The 26,735-nt window shown below is 39.4% G+C and carries 22 protein-coding genes; 4 read left to right on the forward strand and 18 right to left on the reverse strand.

Features of this window, described 5'->3' with window-relative positions; translation table 11 throughout:
* The first annotated feature begins 51 nt into the window (after window positions 1-51).
* Window positions 52-459 carry a hypothetical protein gene (locus ACJJVX_RS03935; protein WP_405630273.1) on the forward strand — a complete coding sequence of 136 codons (408 nt, stop codon included), beginning with the start codon at window positions 52-54 and terminating at the stop codon, window positions 457-459.
* Between the two features lie 219 nt (window positions 460-678).
* Here the strand turns inward: ACJJVX_RS03935 and ACJJVX_RS03940 are convergent, their stop codons facing one another.
* The 15 genes from ACJJVX_RS03940 to ACJJVX_RS04010 all read right to left on the reverse strand — a co-directional run bounded on the left by ACJJVX_RS03940 (window position 679) and on the right by ACJJVX_RS04010 (window position 19,175).
* On the reverse strand, window positions 679-3,402 hold the full coding sequence (locus ACJJVX_RS03940) for a TonB-dependent receptor domain-containing protein (RefSeq protein WP_054203707.1): 2,724 nt from the start codon (window positions 3,400-3,402) through the stop codon (window positions 679-681).
* Window positions 3,403-3,474: 72 nt separating this feature from the next.
* On the reverse strand, window positions 3,475-5,085 hold the full coding sequence (locus ACJJVX_RS03945) for a hypothetical protein (RefSeq protein ID WP_054203708.1): 1,611 nt from the start codon (window positions 5,083-5,085) through the stop codon (window positions 3,475-3,477).
* Between the two features lie 321 nt (window positions 5,086-5,406).
* Window positions 5,407-6,714, reverse strand: a complete 1,308-nt coding sequence (locus ACJJVX_RS03950) for a lipopolysaccharide assembly protein LapB (RefSeq protein ID WP_054203709.1) — start codon at window positions 6,712-6,714, stop codon at window positions 5,407-5,409.
* A gap of 33 nt (window positions 6,715-6,747) precedes the next feature.
* The gene (locus ACJJVX_RS03955) at window positions 6,748-7,353 is read right to left on the reverse strand and encodes an energy transducer TonB (RefSeq protein WP_054203710.1); all 606 of its coding nucleotides are present in this window, start codon (window positions 7,351-7,353) and stop codon (window positions 6,748-6,750) included.
* A gap of 9 nt (window positions 7,354-7,362) precedes the next feature.
* Complete coding sequence (locus ACJJVX_RS03960) at window positions 7,363-7,773, reverse strand: biopolymer transporter ExbD (RefSeq protein ID WP_054203711.1); 411 nt, start codon at window positions 7,771-7,773, stop codon at window positions 7,363-7,365.
* Window positions 7,774-7,824: 51 nt separating this feature from the next.
* Window positions 7,825-8,352, reverse strand: a complete 528-nt coding sequence (locus ACJJVX_RS03965) for a MotA/TolQ/ExbB proton channel family protein (protein WP_054203712.1) — start codon at window positions 8,350-8,352, stop codon at window positions 7,825-7,827.
* A 3-nt stretch (window positions 8,353-8,355) separates the two neighbouring features.
* On the reverse strand, window positions 8,356-9,723 hold the full coding sequence (locus tag ACJJVX_RS03970) for a MotA/TolQ/ExbB proton channel family protein (protein WP_054203713.1): 1,368 nt from the start codon (window positions 9,721-9,723) through the stop codon (window positions 8,356-8,358).
* A 10-nt stretch (window positions 9,724-9,733) separates the two neighbouring features.
* Entirely contained in the window at window positions 9,734-10,486 is a 753-nt protein-coding gene (locus tag ACJJVX_RS03975; protein WP_054203714.1) for a DUF3450 domain-containing protein, read from the reverse strand.
* A 219-nt stretch (window positions 10,487-10,705) separates the two neighbouring features.
* Window positions 10,706-11,128 carry a DsbA family protein gene (locus ACJJVX_RS03980; RefSeq protein WP_331458687.1) on the reverse strand — a complete coding sequence of 141 codons (423 nt, stop codon included), beginning with the start codon at window positions 11,126-11,128 and terminating at the stop codon, window positions 10,706-10,708.
* 15 nt (window positions 11,129-11,143) lie between these two features.
* Window positions 11,144-11,290, reverse strand: a complete 147-nt coding sequence (locus ACJJVX_RS03985) for a hypothetical protein (RefSeq protein WP_405630277.1) — start codon at window positions 11,288-11,290, stop codon at window positions 11,144-11,146.
* Between the two features lie 30 nt (window positions 11,291-11,320).
* Window positions 11,321-12,412 carry a GGDEF domain-containing protein gene (locus tag ACJJVX_RS03990; RefSeq protein WP_054203715.1) on the reverse strand — a complete coding sequence of 364 codons (1,092 nt, stop codon included), beginning with the start codon at window positions 12,410-12,412 and terminating at the stop codon, window positions 11,321-11,323.
* 32 nt (window positions 12,413-12,444) lie between these two features.
* On the reverse strand, window positions 12,445-14,334 hold the full coding sequence (locus ACJJVX_RS03995; protein ID WP_405630279.1) for a methyl-accepting chemotaxis protein: 1,890 nt from the start codon (window positions 14,332-14,334) through the stop codon (window positions 12,445-12,447).
* A gap of 240 nt (window positions 14,335-14,574) precedes the next feature.
* The gene (locus ACJJVX_RS04000) at window positions 14,575-15,141 is read right to left on the reverse strand and encodes a basic secretory protein-like protein (RefSeq protein ID WP_405630281.1); all 567 of its coding nucleotides are present in this window, start codon (window positions 15,139-15,141) and stop codon (window positions 14,575-14,577) included.
* A gap of 203 nt (window positions 15,142-15,344) precedes the next feature.
* On the reverse strand, window positions 15,345-17,702 hold the full coding sequence (locus tag ACJJVX_RS04005; RefSeq protein ID WP_405630284.1) for a GH92 family glycosyl hydrolase: 2,358 nt from the start codon (window positions 17,700-17,702) through the stop codon (window positions 15,345-15,347).
* Window positions 17,703-17,903: 201 nt separating this feature from the next.
* Window positions 17,904-19,175, reverse strand: a complete 1,272-nt coding sequence (locus ACJJVX_RS04010) for a sugar MFS transporter (RefSeq protein ID WP_405630287.1) — start codon at window positions 19,173-19,175, stop codon at window positions 17,904-17,906.
* A 142-nt stretch (window positions 19,176-19,317) separates the two neighbouring features.
* Between ACJJVX_RS04010 and ACJJVX_RS04015 the strand changes: the two genes are divergently transcribed.
* The 3 genes from ACJJVX_RS04015 (at window position 19,318) to ACJJVX_RS04025 (ending at window position 23,433) form a co-directional block, all read left to right on the forward strand.
* On the forward strand, window positions 19,318-20,535 hold the full coding sequence (locus ACJJVX_RS04015) for an AGE family epimerase/isomerase (RefSeq protein ID WP_054452664.1): 1,218 nt from the start codon (window positions 19,318-19,320) through the stop codon (window positions 20,533-20,535).
* Window positions 20,532-21,491 (forward strand): carbohydrate kinase, encoded by a 960-nt coding sequence (locus ACJJVX_RS04020; RefSeq protein ID WP_054452667.1) that lies wholly within the window; start codon window positions 20,532-20,534, stop codon window positions 21,489-21,491. The genes ACJJVX_RS04015 and ACJJVX_RS04020 overlap by 4 nt, the downstream gene beginning before the upstream one ends.
* A gap of 211 nt (window positions 21,492-21,702) precedes the next feature.
* Complete coding sequence (locus tag ACJJVX_RS04025) at window positions 21,703-23,433, forward strand: hypothetical protein (protein ID WP_054452669.1); 1,731 nt, start codon at window positions 21,703-21,705, stop codon at window positions 23,431-23,433.
* A 375-nt stretch (window positions 23,434-23,808) separates the two neighbouring features.
* Here ACJJVX_RS04025 and ACJJVX_RS04030 read toward each other — a convergent pair whose 3' ends face one another.
* The 3 genes from ACJJVX_RS04030 to ACJJVX_RS04040 all read right to left on the reverse strand — a co-directional run bounded on the left by ACJJVX_RS04030 (window position 23,809) and on the right by ACJJVX_RS04040 (window position 26,725).
* Complete coding sequence (locus ACJJVX_RS04030; protein WP_405630290.1) at window positions 23,809-24,318, reverse strand: RNA methyltransferase; 510 nt, start codon at window positions 24,316-24,318, stop codon at window positions 23,809-23,811.
* A complete protein-coding gene (locus ACJJVX_RS04035; protein WP_054203723.1) occupies window positions 24,318-24,815 on the reverse strand; it encodes a YcgN family cysteine cluster protein in 498 nt (165 codons plus the stop codon). The genes ACJJVX_RS04030 and ACJJVX_RS04035 overlap by 1 nt, the downstream gene beginning before the upstream one ends.
* 95 nt (window positions 24,816-24,910) lie before the next feature.
* Window positions 24,911-26,725 carry a DUF885 domain-containing protein gene (locus tag ACJJVX_RS04040; protein ID WP_405630292.1) on the reverse strand — a complete coding sequence of 605 codons (1,815 nt, stop codon included), beginning with the start codon at window positions 26,723-26,725 and terminating at the stop codon, window positions 24,911-24,913.
* Window positions 26,726-26,735: the final 10 nt, after the last annotated feature.

Consider the following 26,735-nt stretch of genomic DNA (forward strand, 5'->3'; position numbering starts at 1 on the left):
CTTTGGAATTAGATGTATTGTGTATCAATTTATTAAAAAAGGACCTATCACATGAAAACACTCTATCTAGGTAGTATAATTGCCAGCTTGTTCTCTTTGAGCGCATTTGCACAAACAAATGACAACATCGAAGAATCACTTACTTCCTTTGCAAGCTCAACTACGAGCATTGAACAAAAACTAGGGGCAACTCGCCGCTCATCAACCGTTATTTATAACAACCCAACAGTGAGAGTTAATAATAGTTATAGAAATATGTTTGTAGGCTCTCTTACTGGCAATCAGTTTTGTAAAGAGCGAGGCCATAAGCAAGAGGTAACAGGCAGTACAATAAAGTGTGGCGAAGATGAATCGGCCTATGCAAACTATGATTGGTATGATAGTCAGTGGGTATTAAAAAGCACAGGTAGCAAAAATCAGTGTTATCCGTTATACGCTAGCATTAAGTGCGGTAACTAAAAGCAATAAAGAACCCGGTAAAGACTGGGTTCTTACTCCATCGTAACCCCAAGCCAGCAGAACATTGATATCAACTTAAGCCCACCAGCATGAATTAACTTCCACTATTAAAATAACGCGTATAACTATTCATTTCATAAGTAACAAGTAATAAAAAGCCCTACACTTGGCAGGGCTCGGTAATAATAGCTTATTGTTACTGCCGTTTATTAGAGAGTGTTAAAACTCGTAACTAAAGCTCACACTTAACTCTCTAGGCGTTTCTTGAGAACGAATTAGTACATCATTTTGCTCTACTTCAAAACTTTGTCCCAACATATTTTTCGCTTTAAATGTCAGTGTGGTATTAAACGTTGGATAATAACTATAAACCATGTCTAACGAGTTTAAAGGTTGCTCGTAAGCATCATCAAAGTTATTTACTCCCGCAGCTAAAATGCGATCACCAAATACATTGTAGATAACAGATGCTTGATGCATGCCATCATGCGAATCGTAATTCAATTGCAAATTAGCAACATATTTTGAGTGGCCAGTCATACGTCGTTTTAGGTTTGTCAGATCGCCGCGCTGCTCCTGTGCAATTTCAACTTCTGAATCACTGAGAGTTAAATTACCTGAAGTAAAGAAAGCACCGCCGAGTAAATCACTATGTAACTCTGTTAACCATTCAGCTTCAATACCGTAAACATAGGCGGTGTCTGCATTATCAAACTGCAAAGTAAAACGGCCGTCGCTTTCTGTTAATAGCGCTTCAATTGGCTTATCAATATCTTTATAGAATGCGCCAACTGAGTAGTTATCGCCATTATCCATATAAAATTCGATGCGCGCATCAAAGTTATCTAAATAACTAGATTCTAAGTAAGGGTTACCCAGTGTTCGATAACCCGTAAGCGGGTCTTGAAATTGAACTGGGCTTAACTCTCGTAAATCAGGACGAACAACAGTGCTGCCATAACCAAAACGAATTTGATACGAATCTTGGCTATATGTCATAGATAACGATGTAAAAAACTCATCTTCCATCACACTTGCTTGCTCTATTGCTTGTGCACTTAACTTGTCAGCAAGTAAAGCAGGATCAAATGCTGAACGAGAAAAAGCGAGCGCAACTTGGCGGAAGTCTTCGTAACGTACACCACCACTTACACGCCAATCTTGAGCAAATGTTATGTCAAAAGAGCCATAATAAGCATCGATCATTTGTGCTGCTAAGTAATCATCGGCGGTTGGTTCTTGGAACAATAACTCGACACCAGTTGAGTCAATAACTGAATCATTAGCAAAATAACTGCCTATTGAAAGTGCTTCGTCTTCACTTTGTGCTAAATCGAGTGACTGAGTTTGGCTAAAACGATAATTGAAAAAGTCTGTACGGTAATCACGTGTTTTTTCAACAAAATAACCACCACCTGCAATCTCAACTTCTGCGTTATCAAAGTAGAAAACTTTGTTAACGTTAACGCCCCAGTTTTCGACATCATCTTCTAACTCAACAAATCGATACAGATAAGGGTTACCGCCTAAGCTACCATTGTAAAAAGTGCGTTGGTATTTACCATCTAAGTACTCATCACGAACCGTTACTGTAAGCTCTCCAGGAATACTCGTTGTCGCTGTTGAATCAGTATATTGCCAATCAACGCCAACACCTTCAAGCAAGCCCCAATCTAGGTTGTGCATACCGCGAAGTTGGAGTATCTCAAGTTCGCGCTCTTCGAAAGATGTTAAGTGGCTACGTTGTAATTGCCCAGCATCAATACTTAGTGATTTTGACGGTTCTTGATATAACGCAACAGAGGCTTCATCTTCAGTGTCTCGCAACATCATATAAGTAGCGGTTAAATCATGTCCCTTAATTTTATACCCTAAATTAACTGAGCTATTTAACTTTATATTATGCTTTGTCGATACTTCTTTTTCTGTTGCCGAATAACACGTAAAGTCATCTTTTGAACATGCGGATTCAGATGCGTCAACAGAAGACAGTACAGCGCTAAACTTCTCAGCATTAGACCATTCATTTTCATAGGCAACGGATGCTAGAAAACCAAAAGATCCGCCTAAGCCAAATAAATTATCAAAACGGTCGCCATAAACAGCTTTTATACCGGCATCAGGGTTTAAGCTTTCTTTTTCCAAGCCAAAATCTCTTGGTAATGCTTTTGCTAAACTTTTATTTAAATCTATCGCAGCGGCTTGACCAATATCAGTGCCTTGACGTTTTGACTCTACATCTCTTATGTTTCTATATGAGATATCAGACAGGCCATTAATATAGGTATTTAGCGCTGTTCTAATTGTACTAGGTAATGCTCGCGTGCCATCATCTTGACCTAGCCAATCATCACTGCCGCCATTATACGTATAGCCTTCGTCGTTTGTATCTTTGTAACTAGCGCCAATTTCAACTTTAAACAAAGTGTCACTTGGTATGCTCTTCGTTCTGATATTTACATCACCACCGCCAAAAGCTGCGGGCATATTAGGTGAATAAGCCTTTTGAACAGCCAAGGATTCAATAATACTTGATGGAAAGATATCAAGTGGAATTACATTTCGCGTTAGATCTGGGCTCGGCACTATTGCGCCATTTAAACGTACACTTGAGTAGCGCTCACCTAATCCACGTACATAAATAAACTTATCATTAACTAATGATAAGCCTGTAACACGACGAAGTGCCGAAGCGGCGTCACTGTCACCTGTTCGCGATATTTGCTCAGAACCCATTATATCAGCGACGAAAGCCTGATTTTTACGCTCATCTATTACCGCACTGGCACTGCCTTTAAGACGTGTGCCTGTTGCAACAACTTCTTCTATTGCTTCTTCATCTATTATTTCTTGTGCTTGATCAGCGAAAGAATGAAATGAAGAAAAAAGGGAGAGCAGAGATAAAGTTATTAGATTGGTTTTAAACTGCTTTTGATGTTTCATATTTATATCCTCTAAACCTAAAATTCCCTTAAAAAAGGCGCCGTAGCGCCTTGTAATTAGAGCCGGTCTAGATTAATTACTAGCGCGTTGTAAAGATGCGGCTACAAAATCAGCCCACTCGCTTGATTCACCGTCTTTAAGTGCACCAATGTAGCCTGCATTAGTAAAGAAAGAGTTAACTTCGCTCATGTCTTTAGCTGTTGTAGCAACAGCAGTACCCTGTGAATCAGTAATTGTTGCCGCTGTTGAAACACCATCAGCACCTAGTACATTTGTAAAATCAGCAAAACCAATCAACTGGTTGTTTTCACCACCCGTAAACCAAGTATTTACATCAAAACTTGCTAGTGCACCCGTTAAAGGCGTATTCACGTCTTCAAAGTTCTTACCACACGCAAATATTGAGCTCATAAATGCGATATCGCCATTATTTGCATTGGCATGAACACCTGCATCACCTGATTTGTCTTTTTCATTATATAAGTCAAAACAGCCTGCACCATCTACTGACGAAGAGTTAACAAATAACATGTTAGCTAATTGTGCTTTGCCCCACTCTTTCATTTCCATACCAGCACCAGTTCGACGCCCTTCAGCGCCTTGGTCACCCGTGGTTACAACAGTTGCATTAGCAATTGTTGGGTTAGAAACGCTCGTCACTAAGTCTTGTGCATCTGCTGATAATGGGTCAACCTTTGCTCCATCAGTTTCAAAGCCATGATTACCATATTCATTTGAACGTACAAGAATGAATTGTCCATACCCTTTCCAGCCTTCATCCCAGTCAATACCATCATCACCTGTATCAGTGATAACAATGTGCTTGAGGTTAACGCTACCACCAAATAGTTCAATACCATCATCAAAACCATTATGAACATGCACATAATCAATCGTTGTGCCTGAACCAACAGCATTAAGAGTTAAACCGTTAAGCTCATCACCTTCAACACCAAAACCTGCATATTTAATAACAATGTGCTTGAGGATACCGCTGCTATCTTGCGGATCGTTACCGCCATAGTACGATACAATACCTTCTGCAGAGTGGTTACACATATCCTGTGCAGCAGCAGCGGCTGTACAACGAATAGAATGACCACGGCCATTTACCTGAACGCCACCCCAGTCACCTATTTGTGCTGTTGTTGAATCATCACCATCAACTTCTTTGATACTGGTGAAAATGATTGGCTTATCTACTTCACCAATTGCTTCGATATTTGCACCACGAGCAACACGAATAAAGCTCTCAGGCTTAGTAAAAGCAATTGTTGAACCTGCTTCAATTGATAATGTAGGACCATTGCCATCAATTGTAGCGCCAGTTGATGTGTCTACATCATCACCAATAAATAATGCACCTTCAAACACGTGTGCGCCGCCATTGCCTAAGGCAGAGATTACAAAAGAGCTGGTAATTTCTTTTGCGTTACTTGCAAATGCTTGACTGTAAATACAGTTAACACCTTCAGCTTCACCTGTAAATGTAGCTCCATCTAATGTGTATGTAGCGCAATTTAAGGTCTCACCACCGTTATTGCCACCACCTGAATTATCTACACTATTGTCTACACTGTTATCTACTGTTGTAGGTGTAACATTAATATCACCACCACCACAGCCAGCAAGAGTCATTGCAGCAGCCACTAGGCTGACTTTAAATAAACCAGATAATTTCATTGTTCACTCCGTTAAAGTATTTAATTATTTTGTTAGCGCATTAAGTAAAACTCAAGTCACTTTAAAGCACGAAAGCCATGCCTTAAGGTCACTTGAGCCTTAGAACGAGCACTACAATACGGGAGGTGTATGACAGCGAGGTTACACTTTAATAAACATAAAATGACAATGTGCATTTTTGACTAAAAAACCAATTATCCTTATATAACAAATTGTTAAAAACGAAAAAAAACCGCCCGAAGGCGGTTTTGGTGTTGCGATTATAAACTCAAGATATGATCAGCTCATAGCCCACGTTATGTCATTTAAATTACGACAATATTAAAGCAGTGCTGTGCGTAAGGTTTCAGCATGGAGCTTTTCACGCTTGACGTATTTGATCCATTGTTCAGCTAATCGCTGAGATTTTTTATGTTTTTCAGCTTGTTCAAACGCCAATATAGATGCATCAAAATTTTGTAAACTGTATTGCGCCATACCTAATGCTACATAAGCATTAGATTCAAAATCGAGTGATCCTTTCTCTAGCGCTTTACGAGCTGCATCGGCAGCGTCTTCATACTTTTCAAGGTTAACGTACACCTCTGCTAGACGTTGCTCGTACTTACCGTGATCTGACTGCTGTGCAGCTTTACTAAAATAAGGTATTGATTTTTCTTCTTCTTTTGCTTGTATCATGGCTTCTGCGATAAAAGCATAATTTTTTGCTGTCGCTTGGACTATCTCATTATCTATTGCAGTACTCATAACATTCGCCGCTTTATAAGCGAGGCCATTATATAGATACACTTGCGATAACTGCCGAAGGTCTGATTTTGACGTTAAAAAACCTTGCTGATAGGCAGCTTCAAAAATAGCTAACTGTTCTTTCTCCTTGCCAGTTTCACCATACATGCCGCCAAGCTGCACCCAATATTGGGGCTTATTATACAGTTTTACCATACGCTCTAATACTGTAACGACTTTATCTGTATTACCGAGCGAATAGTACATAGCGCGTTGCAAAACAAGCCAATTTTCTTTTGGCTCTTTCCCTTCACTATCGCTTAGTGCAATTGCATGCTCGATATTATTAATACCATTTTGATAATCTTTTAACTGATAATAAGCCTGTGATTTAAGCACATAGTACGCGTCTGTTTTAGGCTTGGTATTGATTGTGTCCCACTGCGCTAAAAAGTTTAAGGTTTTGTTGTAGTCGCTATTTGCCATTGCTAGTTGCGCTAAACTAAAGCTGGTACTTAAACGAAGAGATTCTGGGATCTCATCCTCAGCAATCACTTTTTCAAACGATGCAATCGCTTTGGTTAAATCATTCTCGTTGTAATAAATAAAACCATAAAAATTGTACATCATGGCCTTTTCATACGAGTTCATACTTGATGAACGCTCATTAATGTCGTCAAGTGCAGCAAGACCCGCTTGTGCATCACCATCATCTGCAAGCTTTTGTGCACGCGCCAATTGGCTATACACTTTTTCACGTAGCGCTGGTACACGCTTTGTTTTAATTTCATCTGCGTAGGCTGTCGCCACATTAATGCCTGGTAACATACTCACTAAGCTTGGTAGTGTAATACTTGCACTCAATGCTAAAGAACAAAAGAATGCTGTTTTTAATAGTTTCATAATCGCCTCGTTTCTCTATCCAATTATTAAGGGCTAGCCGTTTATCTGGAAAGAAATTTTATTCTGTACACCCGCAACTTCAACCGCTTCACCGTCTACTACGCGTGGTTTATATTTAAATTTAAGAGCGGCATCCATCGCTGCCTGATCAAACAATGACTCTGGCTCAGCTTTTACTACTTTTGCATCACGTACTGTGCCTTGCCTGGTTACTGTAAATTCAACAATCACATACCCTTCAATACCACGCGATAAAGCGCGACGCGGATAAACGGGTGCCACTTTTACAATGGGTAGGTATTCACCATCACTTGAATCAAGCGCTAAGCCACCGCTTAAACTCACATCAGCGTCCACACTGGCACCAAAATCAAAATTAGCTGCACTGGCATTAGGATCACTATTTTGCATTTGTGGTGATTCCATTGGCGGCGGTGGCTCTTTTGGTGTGGGTGGTTTTTGAGGCTTACGCTCTTTCTTTTGTACACTCTCTTCTTTTTTAAGACGCACAAAATCAAGTACATTGCCTTTGGCAGGCTCAGTCATCGCCCCCTCGCCACCGGTGATAAGTGCCTGCATGCCTAAAAACAGCATAAAAGTCACAACACCGGCAATAAATAATGCTACTAAATAACGCATTATGCTTCCTTAGGCCTCTTGTGCCGCAATAGATACGTCAAACACGCCTGCTGCACGCGCTGCATCCATCACCTTGATAAGTGTGTCAGTGGTTGATTTTTTATCAGCTTGAATAACCACACTGCCTTGTGGGTTTTCTGCTTTTAGGCGCTCAATATTCGCTTGCACTGCCCGCACATCAACTTGGCGTTTGTTGATCCAAATTTCGCCTTCGTCTGAAATAGCGACTAAGATATTTGCCCGTTCTTTTTTAACAGCTGTAGCCGCTTCAGGACGATTTACATCAATACCCGCTTCTTTAACAAACGAGGCGGTAACAATAAAGAAAATGAGCATGATGAAAACAACATCCAACATAGGTGTCATGTTAATTTCTTCTGCTTCATCTTCTTGAAAAAGACTTCCTAATGGGGCTCTCATTTTATTCTCCTGATGCATGCGGCTGTCGCCGCATGCTTAAAAATTATTGTTTTAATGGTCTAAAACCATGCTGTCTTCAAGTAGTGCAACTTCGCGCTTCGCTTTACGCTGTAAATACGTTGAAGCGAATACGCCGGATAACGCCCCCACCATGCCTGCCATTGTTGGGATAGTTGCTTTTGAGACACCGGATGCCATAGAACGTGCACTGCCTGTGCCTGTTATCGCCATAACATCAAACACTTCTATCATGCCAGTTACCGTACCGAGTAAACCTAACAACGGACATAACGCAACCATCACATTAATAAGCGCTAAGTTAGCGTTTAATCTCATCCCTGCACGTGAAATAGTGGCTTGGCGTATTTGCTCTGCGTTCCAGCTATTACGCTCATTACGCCCTGTCCAACTTGTTTTAACAGTATGCTTGTAGTGCCTAAATCCATTAAAAAAGTATATAAATCGCTCGAGTATCAATAACCACATCGCGAAGATTAACACTCCGATGACCAATAGAACTTGGCCACCAGTGTCGAGAAAATCACGGATAGCATTGATTGAATCAATCAATAGCACCATGGGTTATGCTCCCTTTTCGCTACGCTCAGCGATAATACCCGCGCTTTGCTCTTGTAAGATAAGTAGCAAGTTTTTAGAGCGTGTATTCAATAAGGTGTATAAAAATACTGTTGGGATAGCCACAACCAAACCAAGTACCGTTGTGACGAGTGCTTGTGAGATACCACCTGCCATTAATTTAGGATCCCCCGTACCAAACAAAGTTATTGCTTGGAAGGTATTAATCATACCCGTTACTGTACCTAGTAAACCTAAAAGCGGTGCAACCACTGAGATAATTTTAATCAGTGTTAAGTTACGTGTAATTTTTGGCATTTCACGTAAAATAGCTTCGCTTAGTTTCAGCTCAAGGGTGTCGTATGCAACAGACGGGTATTGGTCTTTTACTTTCATTACACGACCAAGCGGGTTGTCATCACGTGGTACGTCATCTTTAAGTTGACGACGAATTCTGCCACCCATCAGCATTAACGAAATAAAGCGTTCAATGGCAATTAATAGTGCTAATAAACCAACACCTAGAATCACATAACCCACTGCACCGCCTTGATGTACTTGCTCAGTGGTATCTGGCGCTTGTACAAGTAAACCAAGGATAGAGCCACCTGTTGGGTCAAGTGCAAATTGCACAGTCCCTGATGACGCTTGTTGTAAGTCTGCTGCAGTTGACGTAAAACGTCCTACTGGCTGGCGAGTTAATTCACTTAGCGTATTTGTGCTGGCGTTATATTCTAAATATTTACCTTGTGAAATAAGGTTAAATGCACCAACACGCATAACTTCTTGCTGTGCTTTATTGCCACCTTCAACAATGACATCCGTCGTAAAGCGAGACACTTTACCTTGCTCTGTCATTTCACGTTGCAGCTCGTACCATACTTGTTCAATGTCTTCGATTGATGCAAGCTTAGACGTTGATCCCATTTTTTGAGCCAGATCATCCATAAATTGACCGCGCCCTGGTAATTGGGCAGAAACAACAGAGGTTGCAAACTTATTGCTTGAGTCTCCAGCAACTTGCTGCAGTACACCAAATAACTCTTTCAACGAACCCATTCGTTTAGATAATGTATCCGTTTGATTGGCTAGCTTAATTTCATTTCCTTCAAACAGTGTTTCAAGACGCTCTGATTCAGAAAGCATATTGTTACGCTGTGCTTGAGTATTTTTGAGCATTTGCACTTGATCATTTTGTCGTGCGATAAACTCTTGCTCACGTTGCTTGTTCTCGACCGATTGCTGTGTTTTACCTTGCTCTAAGGTTTTAAGTAATGAATCTAAATCCATAGCATCTGCAGCAAATGTGCTGCCAGCAAAGCCAAGTGTTGCGCCAAATAAAGCGATTTTGGTCATTTTTGTAAAAAGTGTCATTTTTAACCTCTTAATCCGCAGCGTGAACTGGCAGTGTTAACATATCTGGGGCTAGTTGTTTACGTGCTATGCGTAAACCTTTATTAATTTGACTGATTGTTGAATCTGGTAGCGCGACAAAACCATTACTATCTTGATCCCACGAACCTGCTTTTTTACCGTCACGAGTCAGATAAATAAGCTCTAAACGACCGATGCGAAGAAAATCAACTTCACGCTCTTGCCCATCAACATCAAGCAAAGCCGTATACGCTTCAATTGTGCGGCCATAATCTACTTCAACCTGATAGGCTTCTAATACACGACGGAATTTTTCACTTGAGTTAATATCCGCTCTGTCCATCATGGTTTTTAAAGAGGCTAAACGTTTTTCGCGTTCATCAGTAAGAAACGGCACGTCAAGGGCAACAAATTGCTCTAAACCTGTGATCATACGTAGCATTAAAGGGGTAATTTGACGCTCTATAATAGAAACCTGATCCATTGAAAGGCTCAAAGCTTCCATTTCTGACATTTGATTGCTCAGTTGCTTACTTAACTGCGCGTTATAAACAGTTAAACCGTCTATTTCTTTATTAAGGGTTTTAAACTGTTGTAAACGCCCTTGCATTGAATCTGCAATCTTGTCTATTTTTGTTTGTGATTGCGCAGCTGATTTATTAATTTCACTGCTTTTATCGATAACCTTATTTAAATCATTTGCTTGGACTGTCGCACTCATGGCCACAATACCTGCTAAGATCAATGGTTTAACGCCTTTCATCGCATACACCTTTACTCGTTAATTAGCGGATTTGCTAGTTGCTTAATATCAATGCACGAGATTCTATAGGTGAAAAATGACAAGGGTGTTGCGCAAAAAAGTCTATTTCATGACAACCGTCATAATTACAACGTTTAAAGGTATTAATTCTAAGGATAAATAGTAAGAAGGATTTTTTTAAGCAGCCGCAGAGAATATATGCTCAGATTAATTGAGGCGTTAAGATTGAGTCAATACGTCACGAATACGTGTAATAACGTCATCCGCATTCGTGTAGTTAATAGCAATTGCATAATATTGATTCTGATAATAAAGCACCAGTGATGGAAAACCATGAACCGGTAATTGCAGAACAAATTGAAGCTCTTGCTGAAATTCCTGATTCAGAAGGTCACTGCCAAATAATTGTAAGAACTCATTGGTATCTATTCCTACTTGTTGAGCAAATGAGAGCAAGTTATCGGCATTAGAGGGGTTTTTAGCTAATAAATAGTAACCTTTTTGAATCGCTTCAAGCATGGCGTGCTCTTTATTAAAGTACCGAGCAGTAATAACAGCACGACATGCCGGGTAAGTACTGCGTCTAGGCTCACAATTACGCCAAAAATCAAAATTAAATTCAGCCCCTGTTTGATCTGAAATTCGTTGCCAAGTCTGCTACAAAAACTTTTGCATACTCATTGCCATGGGCTCATCAGAATCCGGAGCTAGACCGCCAACTTTATAGACAATATCAAGCTCTGTGGCTAAGCGAGCTTGGATCTCTTGCCACGTTTTACTAAAACTCCAACACCAACTACACATAGGCTCATAAACATAGGGTTGCGTTATTATTCATGCTAATTCACCTGACATAACACAATTACGACCTGCGTGCTTAGCGTCATATAAACACTCATCTGCGCGTTTGACGGCTTGATTAAACTCAGATATTTTATTTACCTGCACAACACCAATACTGCAAGTAATGGTGGTTTTTTGCGTTTGAGTAAACATGATTGTTTGCGTTGAAATATACTCTCTAAATTTATCTGCAACATAAAAAGCGGCATCGGAGTCAATTCTAGGTAATATAACCATGAACTCCTCACCACCATAGCGTACTTTTATATCTGAAGAGCGTAACTGGGATTCAAGAAACGTGCTAAATTCAATAAGAACGTGATCACCAAAATCATGACCAAAGCTATCATTTATATATTTAAAGTTATCAAGATCCATAAGTAAAACTGTAAATGGAAAGTATTGTTCTGGCCGCGATTTAGCAAGCGGTAAAAAATGACTCGTAATAAATCGGCGATTGGCTAAGCCCGTTAGTTGATCTGTGTGTGCATCCTGTTTTTGTAATAGCGTCATATGTGCTATTTCCATATGACTTTTATTCCGAAAATACTCGCCTATAAAGGTAAATAAAAAGACTAAAATAAAAGACGCACTAAAGCGCACTTTTTCCGCATAACCGTATTTAACTTGTCCTATATCAGGGCCATATAGTAAAAAACACGACACACATAGTAAAACCGATACACCGATTAAGCCAATTCTTAAACCCAGCGTTGAGAATGCAACCACTGGGTAGAACATTAACCAATATAATGCCGTATTTTCTTTACCGCCAGTGTAAACAAGCGCGACACATAACATGCAGATAATACCCAGCACAAGCGCAGCAACCGCATTTAAATGCCCAGTACGCATAAAGTAAATTGCACACACTAAAAAAGTAATGTCCGATACGACTAACATGACAGTCAGTGGCTTAGCGTAAATATGATAATTGAGCACAACCAGTGTAGTGACTAAAACCAAAGCAATAGAGATCATAGTAAAAAACGTAAAAGCACGGCGTTGTTTTTCTGCACTATAGACACTTTCTATATTAATCAATTTAAGCCAACTTGGTTGGCTCGTATTCTGTTCAGGCATTATATATCTTTCATTTTTAAATCAGTGAGTTATTAGACTTTAAAACGTAATACCATTTTCTCTAACTCATCAAATTGTAGTTTAAGGTGTGTACATTCAGCTAAAGTATTATTTAAATTAAGCTGTCCTTGCTGTGACAATTCACTGATTGTATGAATATCGCTATCTAATGACTGTATGACGACATTTTGCTCAGTCGTAGCATTAGCAACGCTATGATTAACCTCATCGATTGATTCAATCGTTTTGGTAACTCCCGCCATTTTTTCACCAGCACCATGTGCTTGTTGAACGCTATTTTCACTTTCAATTAAGCTTGCTTTCATTACAGCTACAGCGCTGGCTGACCCTTGTTGTAATTGACTTACGGTGTTTTCAATTTCCTGCGTTGATTGTTGTGTGCGATGCGCCAACTGACGAACTTCATCTGCAACAACAGCAAAACCTCGCCCTGCCTCACCCGCTCGAGCAGCTTCAATTGCAGCGTTAAGAGCCAGTAAGTTCGTTTGCTCACTGACCCCTTTTATAACTTCAAGCACTTGGCCAATGCTTGCTGAATGCTCCGCTAAGCTATTAATTGTGGCTTGTGCTTTTTCCATATTTTCAGATAACACATTAATCGCATTAATGTTATCAGTTAATGACTGCTGGCTTTGTACTGATTGTGAATTTGCTTCACTGGCTAGATTTGAGGCATTACTCGCACTGTTCGATATTTCAACGGCACTAGAAGAGAGTTGATTAATTGCAGTAGCCACATTATCTGTACGTTTGGTTTGATCGCCATACATATTAAGGGTTGACTGCGTTTGATCTACTAAACTCTCAACTGAACGTTCAAGTTCTATCGTTGTCGTTTTAACCTGCTCAATGGATGTGTGTATTTTATCAATAAAGGCATTAAAGTAACCTGAAAGTTCTCCAAATTCATCATTATTTTCAATAACTAAACGGCGAGTTAAATCACCTTCACCTTGTGCTATATCTTTTATTGCGTCATTTAAACGATGCATAGGCCGCATTAAATAACGCAAAGAAAACTGCATCATTAATACAATAGCAGTGATCCCAAGCAACATATAAATCGCGGCCATATTGCGAAAAGAATCAACAGAAGAAAATGCGATGCTTTTATCAATCACAACACCAAGATACCAGTCAACATTTTCAATGCCTTTAATTCGTGTAAATGACACAAGATGCTCTACACCATTAATATCTAATTCTACAAATTGAGGATCGAGAGTAAGTTTCTCACCTAGTAAATCAACCATTGATTTATCATTATATTGGGTCTGAGGGTGACTTAAAATACGCCCATCGCTATCGAGTAAAAAACCATAACCGAATCCTAAAAAATCTATTTCGTTAACAATTTTAGTAATGGTTTTCATATCAATATCAGCACCGGCTACCCCAGTGAAGCGCCCTGCAATAGTAATAGGCGCAACAGCAGATATAGTTAGCTCATTGGTAGTAACATCAATATAAGGGGTCGTAAATGCGGTTGTTGTTTTGTTTTCAACTAATTTATACCATGGCCGAGTTGTTGCGTCATAATCTGCGGGAAGCTGAATCGTTTGATCATTTAAAACAAATGTACCATCCGGTTTGCCAATATATGTATTTTTAAACCCACCAGCCATTTCAGCAGTATTTAATTGCGATAACGTGAGTGATTTTGCATCATTCTCTTGATGTGTTTTAGCAACCGATAAAACAATAGCTAACTTATCATTAAGCCAATTAGCTATATTTTGTGAAACTGATTGTGAGCTCTCTTGTAAAACAAGGGATAATTGCTGTTGCGTTTGTGTACGCATTGAAATGAAGTTATTTATAGTAAATAAACCAAGAACTAACACCAGCACAATTGACGCTGCGATCGTGACTTTAGTTGTAAATTTGAGAGAGCTTTGCATGGCAAACCTATTTTAATTTATTATTTTTATTAACAAATGACTTTGTAACAAAAATAGACCTATTTGTCTTATATAATTGTATTTAGTAACGACAATACAGTTAAAAACAATAATAAAGGATGATTAAATAGCTAACTGTGTTATCAATCCAGGTATTTAATAAGTATAGAATTAAAATAGAAATATGAAATAAAGTAACAAAAAAGGGGCTAATTATAGCCCCTTTTAACATTCTGAAACTTAAAGTAATGTTTGGTAATTATTCCACTCGCGTACAAGATTGATATTTAAATTACTTTCAAAGTTCTGCCATTGCCACGTTTTACCATCATTAGGGTCTAACTGTGCATTTAACTTAATGAGTAAATCACGGTGCTTATTCTTTTCAAGCCAATGTATAAAAAAAGCAGTTGTTTTATAACCATCGTTATAATTACCGCCAATTTTTCGTTGTGACATATCAACGTAGCCTGCTTTTATACGAACAACATCTGCAATGCCTTCAATAAGTGGTCCTATGTTTTTATAGTTTGCATCATCAAGTTGATAGGCATGCGCAATTTCATGATACAAAACGCCAATCAATTCATCCGCCATAGCGCGTTTACCATGATCAGCTTGATACTTTTTCAGGTATTGCGCACTAATGTGAATTTTAGCACCACTAAAGTCACCTTCTTTGAACGCAACGCCATCCATATCTTCAAGACTAATTGCTAAAGTAGGTAACGCAGGTGCATTCGCTTGGTATTTATAAAGTAAGCGGGCAACATTATAGCTAACTTGTTGTACTAGCTCAGTGGTCAAATCACTCCACTGCGATAATTGCTCAGAACTTGTATTAGTAAGCGTAACCACTGGTAAATAAAACTGTTGCCATTGAATATCAGCGTTAAACTACACGGGTTTTAATTGCTCGCTCACTGGTGTTTTAGCCATCACATTCGCACTCAACAGTAGAGTTATCAATGTTGACGCTGATAATGATTTTTTAGTAAAAGAAGCCATTTTCACCCCTTATATTTACTAAGTGCAGGTGGGCGAGCTGAATGAGCTGTGCCCCACGTTTTATTTGGTTTATCACCCATTTGGTAACGTAGTTCTCCACCATTGATTATTTCTGCATGCATTAAATAGTTACGTGTAAGTGGCTTACCATTGAGTGTTACTGATTGAATATATAAATTTTCTTCGCTGATATCTTTAGCGAACGTTGTAAAACTTTTCCCTTTTGCGAGCTTTAAGGTCACTTTTTCTACTTGCGGAGCACCTATCGCGTAACTTAAATCACCCGGTGCCACTGGGTAAAAACCCATTGCCGAGAAAATATACCACGCTGACATTTGGCCAACATCATCATTACCTGCTAAACCGTCAGGCTTATCTGAGCTAAGTGTATCCATTATTTGGCGAATACGCTCTTGCGTGCGCCACGGTTTACCTGCGTAATTATATAAATAAGCAATATGATGACTTGGCTCATTACCATGGGCATAGTTGCCTATTAGCCCTGCAATATCTTCATGTTCTTTGATCATGTCAGCTGAAAGGTGAGTGTCAAAAAGAGCATCTAAACGGCCTTCAAACTTATCGTCGCCTCCCATTAAGTCAATCAAACCAGCAACGTCATGCGGAACATAAAAGCTGTATTGATTTGAATTACCTTCTGTAAATGGCCCCATGTATTTTGCAGCTTCAGGGTTAAAATCAGGATTCCAATTACCTTTACTATCTTTGCCACGCATGTAACCTGTTTGCTTATCAAATACATTTTTGTAGTTCATTGCACGAGCATAATATTCTTTTGCAAGCTGCTTTTTACCCATAGCGTTAAACATTTGTGCAATTGCAAAATCATCGTAAGCGTATTCTAATGTGATTGATACTGACTCAGGCAATATATCCATTGGCACATAGCCAAATTTTTTGTATTGAGGAATAGCATCATAAACCGGGTTATTGGCAGTATTAATTGTTGCTTCAACGGCTAAATCAATATCAAAGTCACGAATGCCTTTAAGGTACGCATCTGCAATAACGGACACTGCATGATAGCCAATCATAGTCCATGTTTCGTGGCCGTGGAATGACCAAATTGGCAACATATTTTCATAACTTTGCTGATAATGAACCAGCATTGATTGCACCATTGATGATACGCGATCAGGGTCGATTATCGTAAGTAGTGGATGAAGTGCACGATAAGTATCCCATAAACTAAATAAGGTGTAATGCTCAAACCCTTTACCTTCATGGATTTCACCATCAACGCCACGATACTGACCATTTACATCCTGATAAATATTGGGTGCTTGAAGCGCATGATATAACGCGGTGTAAAACTGACGCTTTTGGCTTTTTGTGCCTTCGACATCGACTTTATCTAAATAGGTTGCCCATTGTGCTTTTGCGTCAGCTCTTGTTTTATCAAAATCCCAGTGTGGCAGCTCTGTTTTCAAGTTTTCAAGTGCATTGCTTCTGCTCACAGCAGATAAACCCACTTTTATATAAAGCGGCTCATCTTTTAAACCATCAAAACTGGCAACAAACTTAACGGCTTTACCCGCTGCAATTTTCACTGCTTTATTTTCAATTGTTGAATGTTTTTCTTTGCCTAAACAATCCACACAGCGGTAACGTTTATCATCTTCATTAATAAAGTTATACTCACTGATTGGTTTTGAAAATTCGATAGCAAAATACATCTGGCGGTTATTTGCCCAGCCATTCGTTGCACGATAAGCAACCAGTGTATGATCATCAATTAATCGAATGTCACTCCAAATTACTTTGTTTTCAAAATTATATATTGCAGCGGTTAAATCAATTAAAACATGCCCTGCATCAGCGTCATTGAACGTATATTTATGCATACCAACGCGTTGCGAGGCGGTAACTTGAGCTGTAATGTTATAGTCTTGTAATTCAACGCCATAGTAGCCTGGCTCTGACCACTCTTTATCGTGCGAAAAACGAGAACGATAGCCTGCCTCAGGATTTTCAGCGCTACCGGGTGTGGTTTTAATCTCACCGGTCATGGGCATGATCAACAAATCCCCCAGATCAGAATGCCCAGTGCCTGAAAAATGCGTATGCGAAAAACCAACAATAGTGTGATCATCATAATGATAACCTGCACAACGTTTGTATATTTCAGGCTGCGGTGATACCCCGCGCATCGGATTATCTGTATCTGGACTCAATTGCACCATTCCAAATGGGACCACTGCACCTGGAAACAAATGACCATCTCCACCTGTCCCTATAAAAGTGTCTACCCATTGGGTATTTGAGTGCTGTGTTGCATACGTATTTAGACTCACTAAACTGCCACACAGCAACAGAGAAGTGTAGAAAGACGCTTTCATAGTCGTTCCTTTTTAATTAATTATTGATTTTTGGATCGTTCCAGTGAGTTTATAATAACGCGCTATTGAATACGTATTCAATAGAAAATAGGTAAATTTGTAAAATAATTGCGATTGATGAAAGGAAGTACTTTTTTCAGGTAATAAAAAATGCACTTACACAGCGTGTAAATGCATTTTTTTAAATCATTTTATACAATTTTAACTAATTTTTTGTTGCCATACATTACTTAATCTAACAACATTCATGCCATACCAAGCGATAAATACATAGCAGATTGCAGGAACCAAAAAGCTAATTTGTATGTTTACAACATCAGCAATAACACCTTGTAATAATGGGATAAGCGCACCACCAACAATCGCTAAACATAACCAGCCAGAGCCTTTGCTCGTTAGTGAGCCCAGCCCCTCGATAGCAACTGAAAATATTGTAGGGAACATAATTGAGTTAAATAAACCAATGGCAAGCACGGCATACAACGCAATATTACCCTCAGTGAATACCGTCACTAACAACAATGCGATTACTGCACACGCATTGAAAAGTAACGCTTTAGATGGCGCTATTTTTTGTAATAAAGCAGAACCAATAAAACGTCCCACCATCGCACCGCCCCAATAGTAGGCAATGAGTTTAGCTGCATCATGCTCTTCAAGCCCAGCTATGTGTGCTTCGCCAAAAAAGTTAACCAAAAAGCTACCAATCGCGACCTCTGCCCCGACATAACAAAAAATAGCCACGACACCCATAATCAAATGTGGCGCTTGTGTTAAAGAATGATCTTTTGCTTTGCAGTTAAAATCTTCTTTATGTGATTTAATTTCTGGTAATTTTAAAAAAGCAAAAACAACGGCAATTGTCATTAATGCCGCTGCAAGCATAAGGTAAGGGACTTTTACAGATTCAGCTGACGCTGCGTTGACGGTTAATGAGCCTGCTGCGCCAAAAAACAAAATCCCGCCAACCCATGGACCAATTGTGGTTCCAAGAGAGTTAAGCGCTTGGGCTAAGTTCAAACGCGATGATGCTGTTTTGTCCGGCCCTAAAGCTGCAACATAAGGGTTTGCTGATACCTGTAAAACAGTAATACCACCAGCAAGAACAAACAAGGCGGTTAAAAATAACCAATATTCATGAACAACAACCGCTGGGTAGAACAACATACAACCCGCAGAGGCAACTATCAGCCCCGTTAAGACTCCTTTTTTATAGCCAAATTTATTAACCAACATACCCGCAGGTAAAGACACAATAAAGTAAGCGCCAAAGAAACAAAATTGTATCAGCATCGCTTCAGTGTAACTTAAATCGAATACCCCTTTTAATCGTGGGATTAATACGTCATTAAGAACGGTAATAAAACCCCAAAGAAAAAATAGGGTTGTCATTGCCGTCAATGGCAGCAGGTAATTTTTATTTGACTGCGGTTCATTGGTGGCAAAGTTTTGATTTGTATTTATTTCACTCACGTGATTTTCACTCCATTAACAAGTTATCTCTGATTCTACACACTGCAACAAGAAGATCACAAACTTTTATTTGGATCGTTCCATATTTTTTATTTAATGGTATAGTTATTTAACTAATTTAATTAACTTGAAGTGGATATAGATGTTGGCTAATTTCCAAAGCTGTGATTTTTTACAAGAACATATCAAAACAACCTTAAATTTTTATCACCCACATTGTGTTGATAAACAAGATCAGGGTGGCTTTTACCACTTCTATAAAGACGATGGCACCATTTATGATAGACAGACACGTCATCTAGTCTCTAGTACGCGTTTTGTATTTAACTATGCAATGGCTTATTTAGAATTCGCCGACGAGCGTTATTTACCATTAATACAACATGGTCTAGATCACCTAGAAAATGCACATAAACAATCCTCTGGTGGCTATGCTTGGTTAATAAAAAGCGACGACAACAAAGATCTGCATATTGTTGATGATACAAACCATTGCTATGGGCTTGCGTTTGTACTATTGGCAAACGCAGTAGCATTAAAAGCAGGTTTTAGTGAGTGTAAACACACCATTGAGCGTGTATGGCAATTGCTCGAAAGCAAATACTATCAGCCTAAATATAATGCCTATTTAGATGAAATTAACGGTGACTTTTCTATTGTGGATGAGTACCGTGGGCAAAATGCTAACATGCATTTATGCGAAGCGCTGCTAATGTGTTACGAAGCAACGCAAGACAAACAATACTTAAACCGTGCAGAAACACTCGCCCTTACTTTTACAATAAAAAATGCCAGCAGAGAAAATGGACTCGTTTGGGAGCATTACAATAGCCAGTGGCAAATTGATTGGCAATACAATTTAGATGATCCTAAACACCTGTTTCGCCCGTGGGGATTTCAACCCGGTCATCAAACTGAATGGTCAAAGTTGCTATTAATTTTAAATCGACACAAACCACAGGCATGGCTTATAGAACGTGCCGAGCACCTTTTTAATACCGCAATGGAGCATGCATGGGATAACACCTATGGTGGTATATGCTATGGCTTTGCCCCAGATGGCAGTATTTGTGATGGTGATAAATACTTTTGGGTACAAGCTGAATCATTTGCAGCTGCCGCACTGCTCGCGCAGGCAACTGGTAATGAAAAATACTGGCACTGGTATGATAAAATTTGGCAATACAGTTGGCAGCACATGGTTGATCATACCCATGGAGCTTGGTATCGAATTTTAACCAACGACAATAAAGCATACAATGACGAAAAATCCCCAGCCGGTAAAACAGATTACCATACAATGGGAGCATGCTATGAAGTGTTACGTGCGTACAAATTAGTAAAAGGTGGTGAGGCATGAGCTTAGTGTGTTTTGGTGAAGCATTAATCGATTTTTTGTCTGATGGGAAAAGCCCTGAATCATTTACTAAATATGCAGGCGGAGCACCTGCAAATGTTGCGGTTGCCGCAGCTAAACTTGGTTTAAAAAGTAGCTTTTGTGGCATGCTAGGTCAAGATATGTTTGGTGAGTTTCTAGAGCAACAATTTACAAGCTTAGGTGTAAATACGCAGTATTGTAAATTTACTAACAAAGCCAAAACAGCGCTGGCTTTTGTATCTCTTGATGAGCACGCTGAACGTAGCTTTAGCTTTTATCGCCCACCAGCGGCTGATTTGTTATTTAAAGTAGACGACTTTAATTCTGCGATGTTTACAGAGCACGCGTTATTTCATGTGTGTAGTAATAGTCTAACTGAGCATAATATATATCAAACCACCATATATGGCTTAACACAGGCTAAAAAAGCGGGGGCTATTTGTAGTTTTGATATGAACTTACGGGAAAATTTATGGCCAAGCTTACGCTATACTGTTGAACGAATTTGGCATGTTATTTCTCTTTGCGACATTGTTAAATTATCAAAAGAAGAACTTGAATTTTTAAATAAAAATAGCCACAAAGATCATGATCTCGAACATACTATTTCTGCCGTACTTGAAGCAGGTGTAACCTGCCTGCTTATAACTGATGGCGGTGCACCAATTCACTATTGCCACAGCACATATCGCGGCCAGGTTATGCCACCTAAAACGAAAGTTGTCGACACCACAGCAGCTGGCGATGCATTCATTGGCGGGTTCCTATCGCAAATAGGCATTAAATGTGTAAATAAAAAAGCATTTAAACTACTTTGCGCTGAACAATCAAATATCACCAATGCCGTGAGCTTTGCTGCCAGTGCCGGCGCATTTGCAGTCAGTAAATATGGTGCATTTTCCTCATTACCAACCGCAGCCGATCTACCCCAACAATAACTAAAACCTTACAGCGTGTGTATCAACGCACACGCTTTTCAACACTAATTGAAGATACCCAACCCACTGTTCGTAAATTAAAATACGATTAAATGTAATCCTGAAACCAAACTCAAATAGTTTCGCCTAGCCTGCAAAGATACTTTTATGCTATCGTCTTGATAACAAACACCAAAAAACGTACTTTCGTAGTGCAAAAAGGAATTTATTAATGAATGCAAAATTACTTACGGGTTGTGCAATTGCTGTTGCGGCTGGGGTATTAATCTATACACAAACTGAAACTTCATCAGCCTCCATTGAACTTGCACAGCTTGATTACGTCCCTGCTGACACCCCTTTATTTTACGGTCAGTTAAAGCCTTTTCCATACAGTAAATACTTTGACTTACTCCCAGAGCAAATGAAAGGTGCAGACGATTTAACACCGTTAATCGAAAATTTAACAACGAACAATAATAAAAACGCACAGTTTTTAGCATCGCTTCTTACACAATACCAAGCATCTCTGAGCTCTTATGATGCTCTAAAAGCAGCTTGGGGATTCGCAGACGACTATAAAGGCTTGGCCTATACAATTGGCTTAATGCCCGTGTTGCGCTATCAATTAGACGATGAAACTGCATTATTTAATACAATAAATAGCTCCGCGGATAAAGCAGGGATTAACTTTACAACGAAAACCATCGAAGGAGTTAACTACACTACGTATCCTTTAGTATTTGAAGATGATATTACGATAAACCTAATTGTGTCAGTTAAAGACAAGTGGGCCACAATTACGTTTGATACAAAACTCAATACCTCTGACGATTTACGCCTTGCGTTAGCAATTGATAAACCAAGTAAATCGCTAACACAAACCAATAAGCTTAATAATTACATTGCTAAGTATTCATTCGATGGCCACTCAGTTGCTTATATAGATCATGTTGAAATTGCCAATGCTATTACCGCCAAAACACCATCACGTTTAGGTGACATGCTTGATGAACTGCTGCAACAATTAGGCAACCCTCAAGCTTTTGACATTGCAAGAACACCGCAGTGTCAAAATGACATTACCAACCTTGTTAGTTATTGGCCGGCATCAGTAACAGGTAGCACGTACATACAAGTAACAAACTCTGATGCTCACTTTAAAGCGGATGCTATTTTACAAAGCACAGCGACTGATATTATTAAGACACTAAAATCTGTTCGTGGTTTTGTGCCTGAACATACAACACAACTTGACGGCCAAATGCTAAGCTTTGCTTATGGCGCGGATATTTCAAAAATTCCACCGCTTATTAATATACTTTCAAGTGCATTTAAAAAAGCTGAATTCGAATGTGCCCCTCTTGTTGACTTACAACAACAAACGCAAGACACAAATTTAGCTGCACTATCAATGATGACCGCTATGGCCAATGGTATTCAAGGTGTGAGCTTAAGTGTTCAAGATCTTGTTTTAGAAGCTGATGCAAATCAGCAGCCACAACTAAAAGCTTTCGATGCACTAATCACACTTTCAGCAACAGATCCTGATAATTTACTTTTTACTGCTAAAGGGTTTTTACCTGCATTAGCAGATATTGAAATACCAGAGAACGGAGGTGCTGTTAGTATCAATACTGCAATTCCTTATCCTTTACCTGCTGGCCTTGATATTAAATTAGCTAAAAAAGGGAAACATCTTGTTTTATTCACTGGTGAAAAGTCAGCGACTATTGCAAATACATTATCAGAGCAAGCGCTTGAAAAAAATGGATTTTTAAATACCGCAGTTGATCTTAATTCATTAATGACGCCGGTCATCAACGTATTTAAAATGACAGGACAAGTGCTCCCTGAACAACTTGATCAGTTAAAAAATCAAACCATGTCTGTCTACTTTGCTACGGATATAAAAGATGAAGGGATTGTTGTTAATTCAGAGATCAAAATTACTAAAGAGTAATTTTAATTAAATAAAAAGGGGCATTGATTGCCCCTTTTATTTAATCTTCTATTAGGGCGTGTTGACCTTTGTGGATTGAAATTTGTTCAACCTAGGAGCGATTTAATCGCGGCGCGAGGTTTGTAATCGAGTGGACTAAGTAAAAATCGAGCAAAGCTTCCGCGTCCTGCTCACGCCCCTTACCTACATCCGTGTAGGTAACAAAGAGTTAATCGCTCCTAGGAAGAACCCTTTGGGCCGCGCATGTTTGGCATTTATACTGCGTTATCGCCTACTTATGGGGAACAACCACACTGCATAGGCGCTGCCTTGCCTAAATACCAAACAGACTGCTGCAAAATCAATCACGAAAGGTCAACACGCCCTAGGTTTATATTATTTTTGCCATTTCATTTTATTATTCGTATCGCGACTCTCAATAATTGTTTTATCAGAGCTTTCTACTCCACCGAGCTTTGCCTGCCTGTCATAGAGCACCACATTACACGTCGCCGCTAAATTCATGCAGCCAATTGTTGGAATATATACAACCTCATCACACCAATTAAGTACCTCTTTACTTATTGAACCATCTTCAGGGCCAAAAATATAAAAAGCGTTTTCAGGGTGAATAAACTCAGGTAAAGGCGTTGCGCCTTCAATCAACTCAATAACAACAGCTTTAGCACCTGAAGGCTTGGCTTGAGCTAAATCTTCAACAGAGGTGAGTGGTATTCGCTCCAGCGCATTTTTAGTATCTGTATGAAATTTTTTGGCTTTTAAATAGCGAGTGCCCGAAAAAAACACTTGCTGAGCGCCATAGCAGCCTGCGGCGCGTAAAACACCGCCAACGTTAGTTGGGCTTTTTGGGTTTATTAAACCAATGGTTGCACGCACTTCACTCATTAATCACAATCCAAGGTAGGCCACTGCGCTACATATAAATCAAAATCATCAAGCTCAACATCACAGTCTTTTACTGTTTTATCGCGTACAGAGATACCAAGCTCATGCATAAGTTTTTTACTCCCCCTATTATTAAGTGGGTGCCATGAGGCAAGGCCGCGACCTTCATGCAAGCGACGATAACTGCAGCTTTGTGGCATAAAGAAAATATCTTTAAGATTTTCTTTGGTTAATTTTACACACGAAGGAACAAGTGTTTGACGGTTCTCATATTCGCTGCAACCGCACGTTTTGTTATCCAAATATTGACAAACTATATTGGTAAATATCAACTCTTCACCTTCGCGTAGCTGATCTGTCGCCGTAAAATCATCTTCGTCTTCGCTGTCGATAAACGTATTCAAACAGCATTTTCCACAGCCATCGCAAATGGCTTCCCATTCACTTTGTGACATTTGCTCAAGTGATTTCTCAAGCCAAAATTGGTTTTCAATCATGGTATAACTCAGTGCCCCTAATGGCGCGCATTTTAACGTAATTGAGCACCGCGCGCAAAGCCACAATTAGCTTTGCGCTATTTCGGCTTATATCGTTAGCGTTGTGAATTAACCCAACGTTTTATTTTAGCTTCTAAAATTGGCATTGGTAACGCGCCATCTATTAATATTTGTGTGTGGAACTCTTTAATATCAAAGCGTTTACCTAGTTGTTTTTTACTGTAATCACGTAGTTCTTGGATTTTAAACTGCCCTAGCTTGTATGAAAGTGCCTGCCCTGGCCATGCAATATACCGTTCAACCTCAGCGGTCACATCACTTAACGCCATAGATGAATTTTCTAGCATATAATCAATGCCTTGTTGACGTGTCCAGCCTTTAGCATGAAAACCCGTATCAAGGACCAAACGCATCGCGCGTAATTGCTCGTCAGCTAATCGGCCATACCACATGTATGGATCGGTAAATAAACCAAGCTCTTTTCCTAGGCTCTCAGCGTATAATGCCCACCCTTCAGCAAAGACAGTGTAGCCACCAAATTTACGAAATAGCGGTAACGACTCAACTTCCTGTTGCAGTGCAATTTGAAAGTGATGCCCTGGTGCCGCTTCATGGATAGACAGTGTCTCAAGTAAAAACTTAGGCTGCGCTTTTAAATTAAACGTATTTATATAGAATATGCCCGGTCGAGAACCATCCGGTGACGGTGATTGATAAGACGCACCTGCCGCTGATTCTGCACGAAAATCTTCAACAGCTTTAACGATATAATCTGCCTTTGGTGCAATATTAAATAAACTCGGCACACGGGCATCTATTTTAAGTTTTACTGCTTCATAGGCTGCGATAAGTTGTTCTGGAGTATCATAATAAAACTCATCGGATTCACGTAAATGAGTAAAAAAATCAGCTAAACTTCCTTCAAAGCCAACTTTATTTTTTACAGCTTTCATCTCACTAAGAATACGTGAGACTTCTTGTAGACCTATCGTGTGAATTTCATCCGCAGATAAACTTAATGTTGTATTTTTCTTGATTTGATATTCATACCACGCTTTACCATTTGGTAAGTCACTGTAGCCCACTGAATCGCGGCTTTGAGGTATATAGGTATTGGCTAAAAAGTCACTCATTCTTTTATAGGCAGGGACTAAACGATCCATAATAAGCGCACTGTATTGCTCAGTCAGTTGTTGTTTTTGTTGCGCTGTAAACTGTTCTGGTAGTTGTTTAATGGGGCTATAAAATAATGACTCTTTTACGTCGCTAACCACATGCGCTTTAAACTGCGGCAATAATTTTTCAGCTAGCGGTTTTGGTAACACTATTCGTTGCTGTATGCCTTGTTGCATCGCTTGTTCAACGCTGTCTAACCACGTTATGAAGCCATCTGCACGGCTTATAAAATTTTCATAATCCTGATAATTATTAAACGGTTGAGCACTTTGCGCAGAACCAAAACCCGCAAACGTATTATGCGCACCCGACATTTGATTAATTGGGATCAAATAACTTGGAAAGCCTTGTCCTTCAACACTTAATGCTAAATCGCGTTTCAATATTTGATAGCTAAGCAACGCTTGACCCGTTAACTGTTTTGAGTCTATCGCAACTAAGCGTTGTTGATAGGCCTCAGTAAAGGCGCGCATTTTATTGCGTTGTTGCTCAGAAATGGGATTTATAAATTGATTGTTATACTCGTTATAACCAATAAAAGTACCACCTAATGGGTTAAATTGAAGTGACTCTACAAAATATTGCTCAACTAATGTATTTAACTGCTGTGCTGAAAGCGATGTTGTTACACTAGGCGAATTTGGTGTGATTTGCACCGTGTTGTTGCTACTTGAACACCCTGATAATGCACTTATAACGCACGTTACCAGCATTGTTAACTTAAAATTTTTCATGAAGATCCTT

This window comes from Pseudoalteromonas sp. Ld20, from assembly GCF_045064175.1.
Lineage (GTDB): Bacteria > Pseudomonadota > Gammaproteobacteria > Enterobacterales > Alteromonadaceae > Pseudoalteromonas > Pseudoalteromonas neustonica.

Excerpts from the sequence above, each read along its gene's own strand:
- ACJJVX_RS03960 (WP_054203711.1), bottom strand. The coding sequence starts at position 7,773 with ATGAGAGCCCCATTAGGAAGTCTTTTTCAAGAAGATGAAGCAGAAGAA.
- ACJJVX_RS04025 (WP_054452669.1), top strand. The coding sequence starts at position 21,703 with ATGAATGCAAAATTACTTACGGGTTGTGCAATTGCTGTTGCGGCTGGG.
- ACJJVX_RS04030 (WP_405630290.1), bottom strand. The coding sequence starts at position 24,318 with ATGAGTGAAGTGCGTGCAACCATTGGTTTAATAAACCCAAAAAGCCCA.
- ACJJVX_RS03990 (WP_054203715.1), bottom strand. The coding sequence starts at position 12,412 with ATGCCTGAACAGAATACGAGCCAACCAAGTTGGCTTAAATTGATTAAT.
- ACJJVX_RS03975 (WP_054203714.1), bottom strand. The coding sequence starts at position 10,486 with ATGAAAGGCGTTAAACCATTGATCTTAGCAGGTATTGTGGCCATGAGT.
- ACJJVX_RS03955 (WP_054203710.1), bottom strand. The coding sequence starts at position 7,353 with ATGCGTTATTTAGTAGCATTATTTATTGCCGGTGTTGTGACTTTTATG.
- ACJJVX_RS03940 (WP_054203707.1), bottom strand. The coding sequence starts at position 3,402 with ATGAAACATCAAAAGCAGTTTAAAACCAATCTAATAACTTTATCTCTG.
- ACJJVX_RS04020 (WP_054452667.1), top strand. The coding sequence starts at position 20,532 with ATGAGCTTAGTGTGTTTTGGTGAAGCATTAATCGATTTTTTGTCTGAT.
- ACJJVX_RS03945 (WP_054203708.1), bottom strand. The coding sequence starts at position 5,085 with ATGAAATTATCTGGTTTATTTAAAGTCAGCCTAGTGGCTGCTGCAATG.
- ACJJVX_RS03995 (WP_405630279.1), bottom strand. The coding sequence starts at position 14,334 with ATGCAAAGCTCTCTCAAATTTACAACTAAAGTCACGATCGCAGCGTCA.
- ACJJVX_RS04015 (WP_054452664.1), top strand. The coding sequence starts at position 19,318 with ATGTTGGCTAATTTCCAAAGCTGTGATTTTTTACAAGAACATATCAAA.
- ACJJVX_RS03950 (WP_054203709.1), bottom strand. The coding sequence starts at position 6,714 with ATGAAACTATTAAAAACAGCATTCTTTTGTTCTTTAGCATTGAGTGCA.
- ACJJVX_RS03935 (WP_405630273.1), top strand. The coding sequence starts at position 52 with ATGAAAACACTCTATCTAGGTAGTATAATTGCCAGCTTGTTCTCTTTG.
- ACJJVX_RS04005 (WP_405630284.1), bottom strand. The coding sequence starts at position 17,702 with ATGAAAGCGTCTTTCTACACTTCTCTGTTGCTGTGTGGCAGTTTAGTG.
- ACJJVX_RS03965 (WP_054203712.1), bottom strand. The coding sequence starts at position 8,352 with ATGGTGCTATTGATTGATTCAATCAATGCTATCCGTGATTTTCTCGAC.
- ACJJVX_RS04035 (WP_054203723.1), bottom strand. The coding sequence starts at position 24,815 with ATGATTGAAAACCAATTTTGGCTTGAGAAATCACTTGAGCAAATGTCA.
- ACJJVX_RS04040 (WP_405630292.1), bottom strand. The coding sequence starts at position 26,725 with ATGAAAAATTTTAAGTTAACAATGCTGGTAACGTGCGTTATAAGTGCA.
- ACJJVX_RS03985 (WP_405630277.1), bottom strand. The coding sequence starts at position 11,290 with ATGTGTAGTTGGTGTTGGAGTTTTAGTAAAACGTGGCAAGAGATCCAA.
- ACJJVX_RS03970 (WP_054203713.1), bottom strand. The coding sequence starts at position 9,723 with ATGACACTTTTTACAAAAATGACCAAAATCGCTTTATTTGGCGCAACA.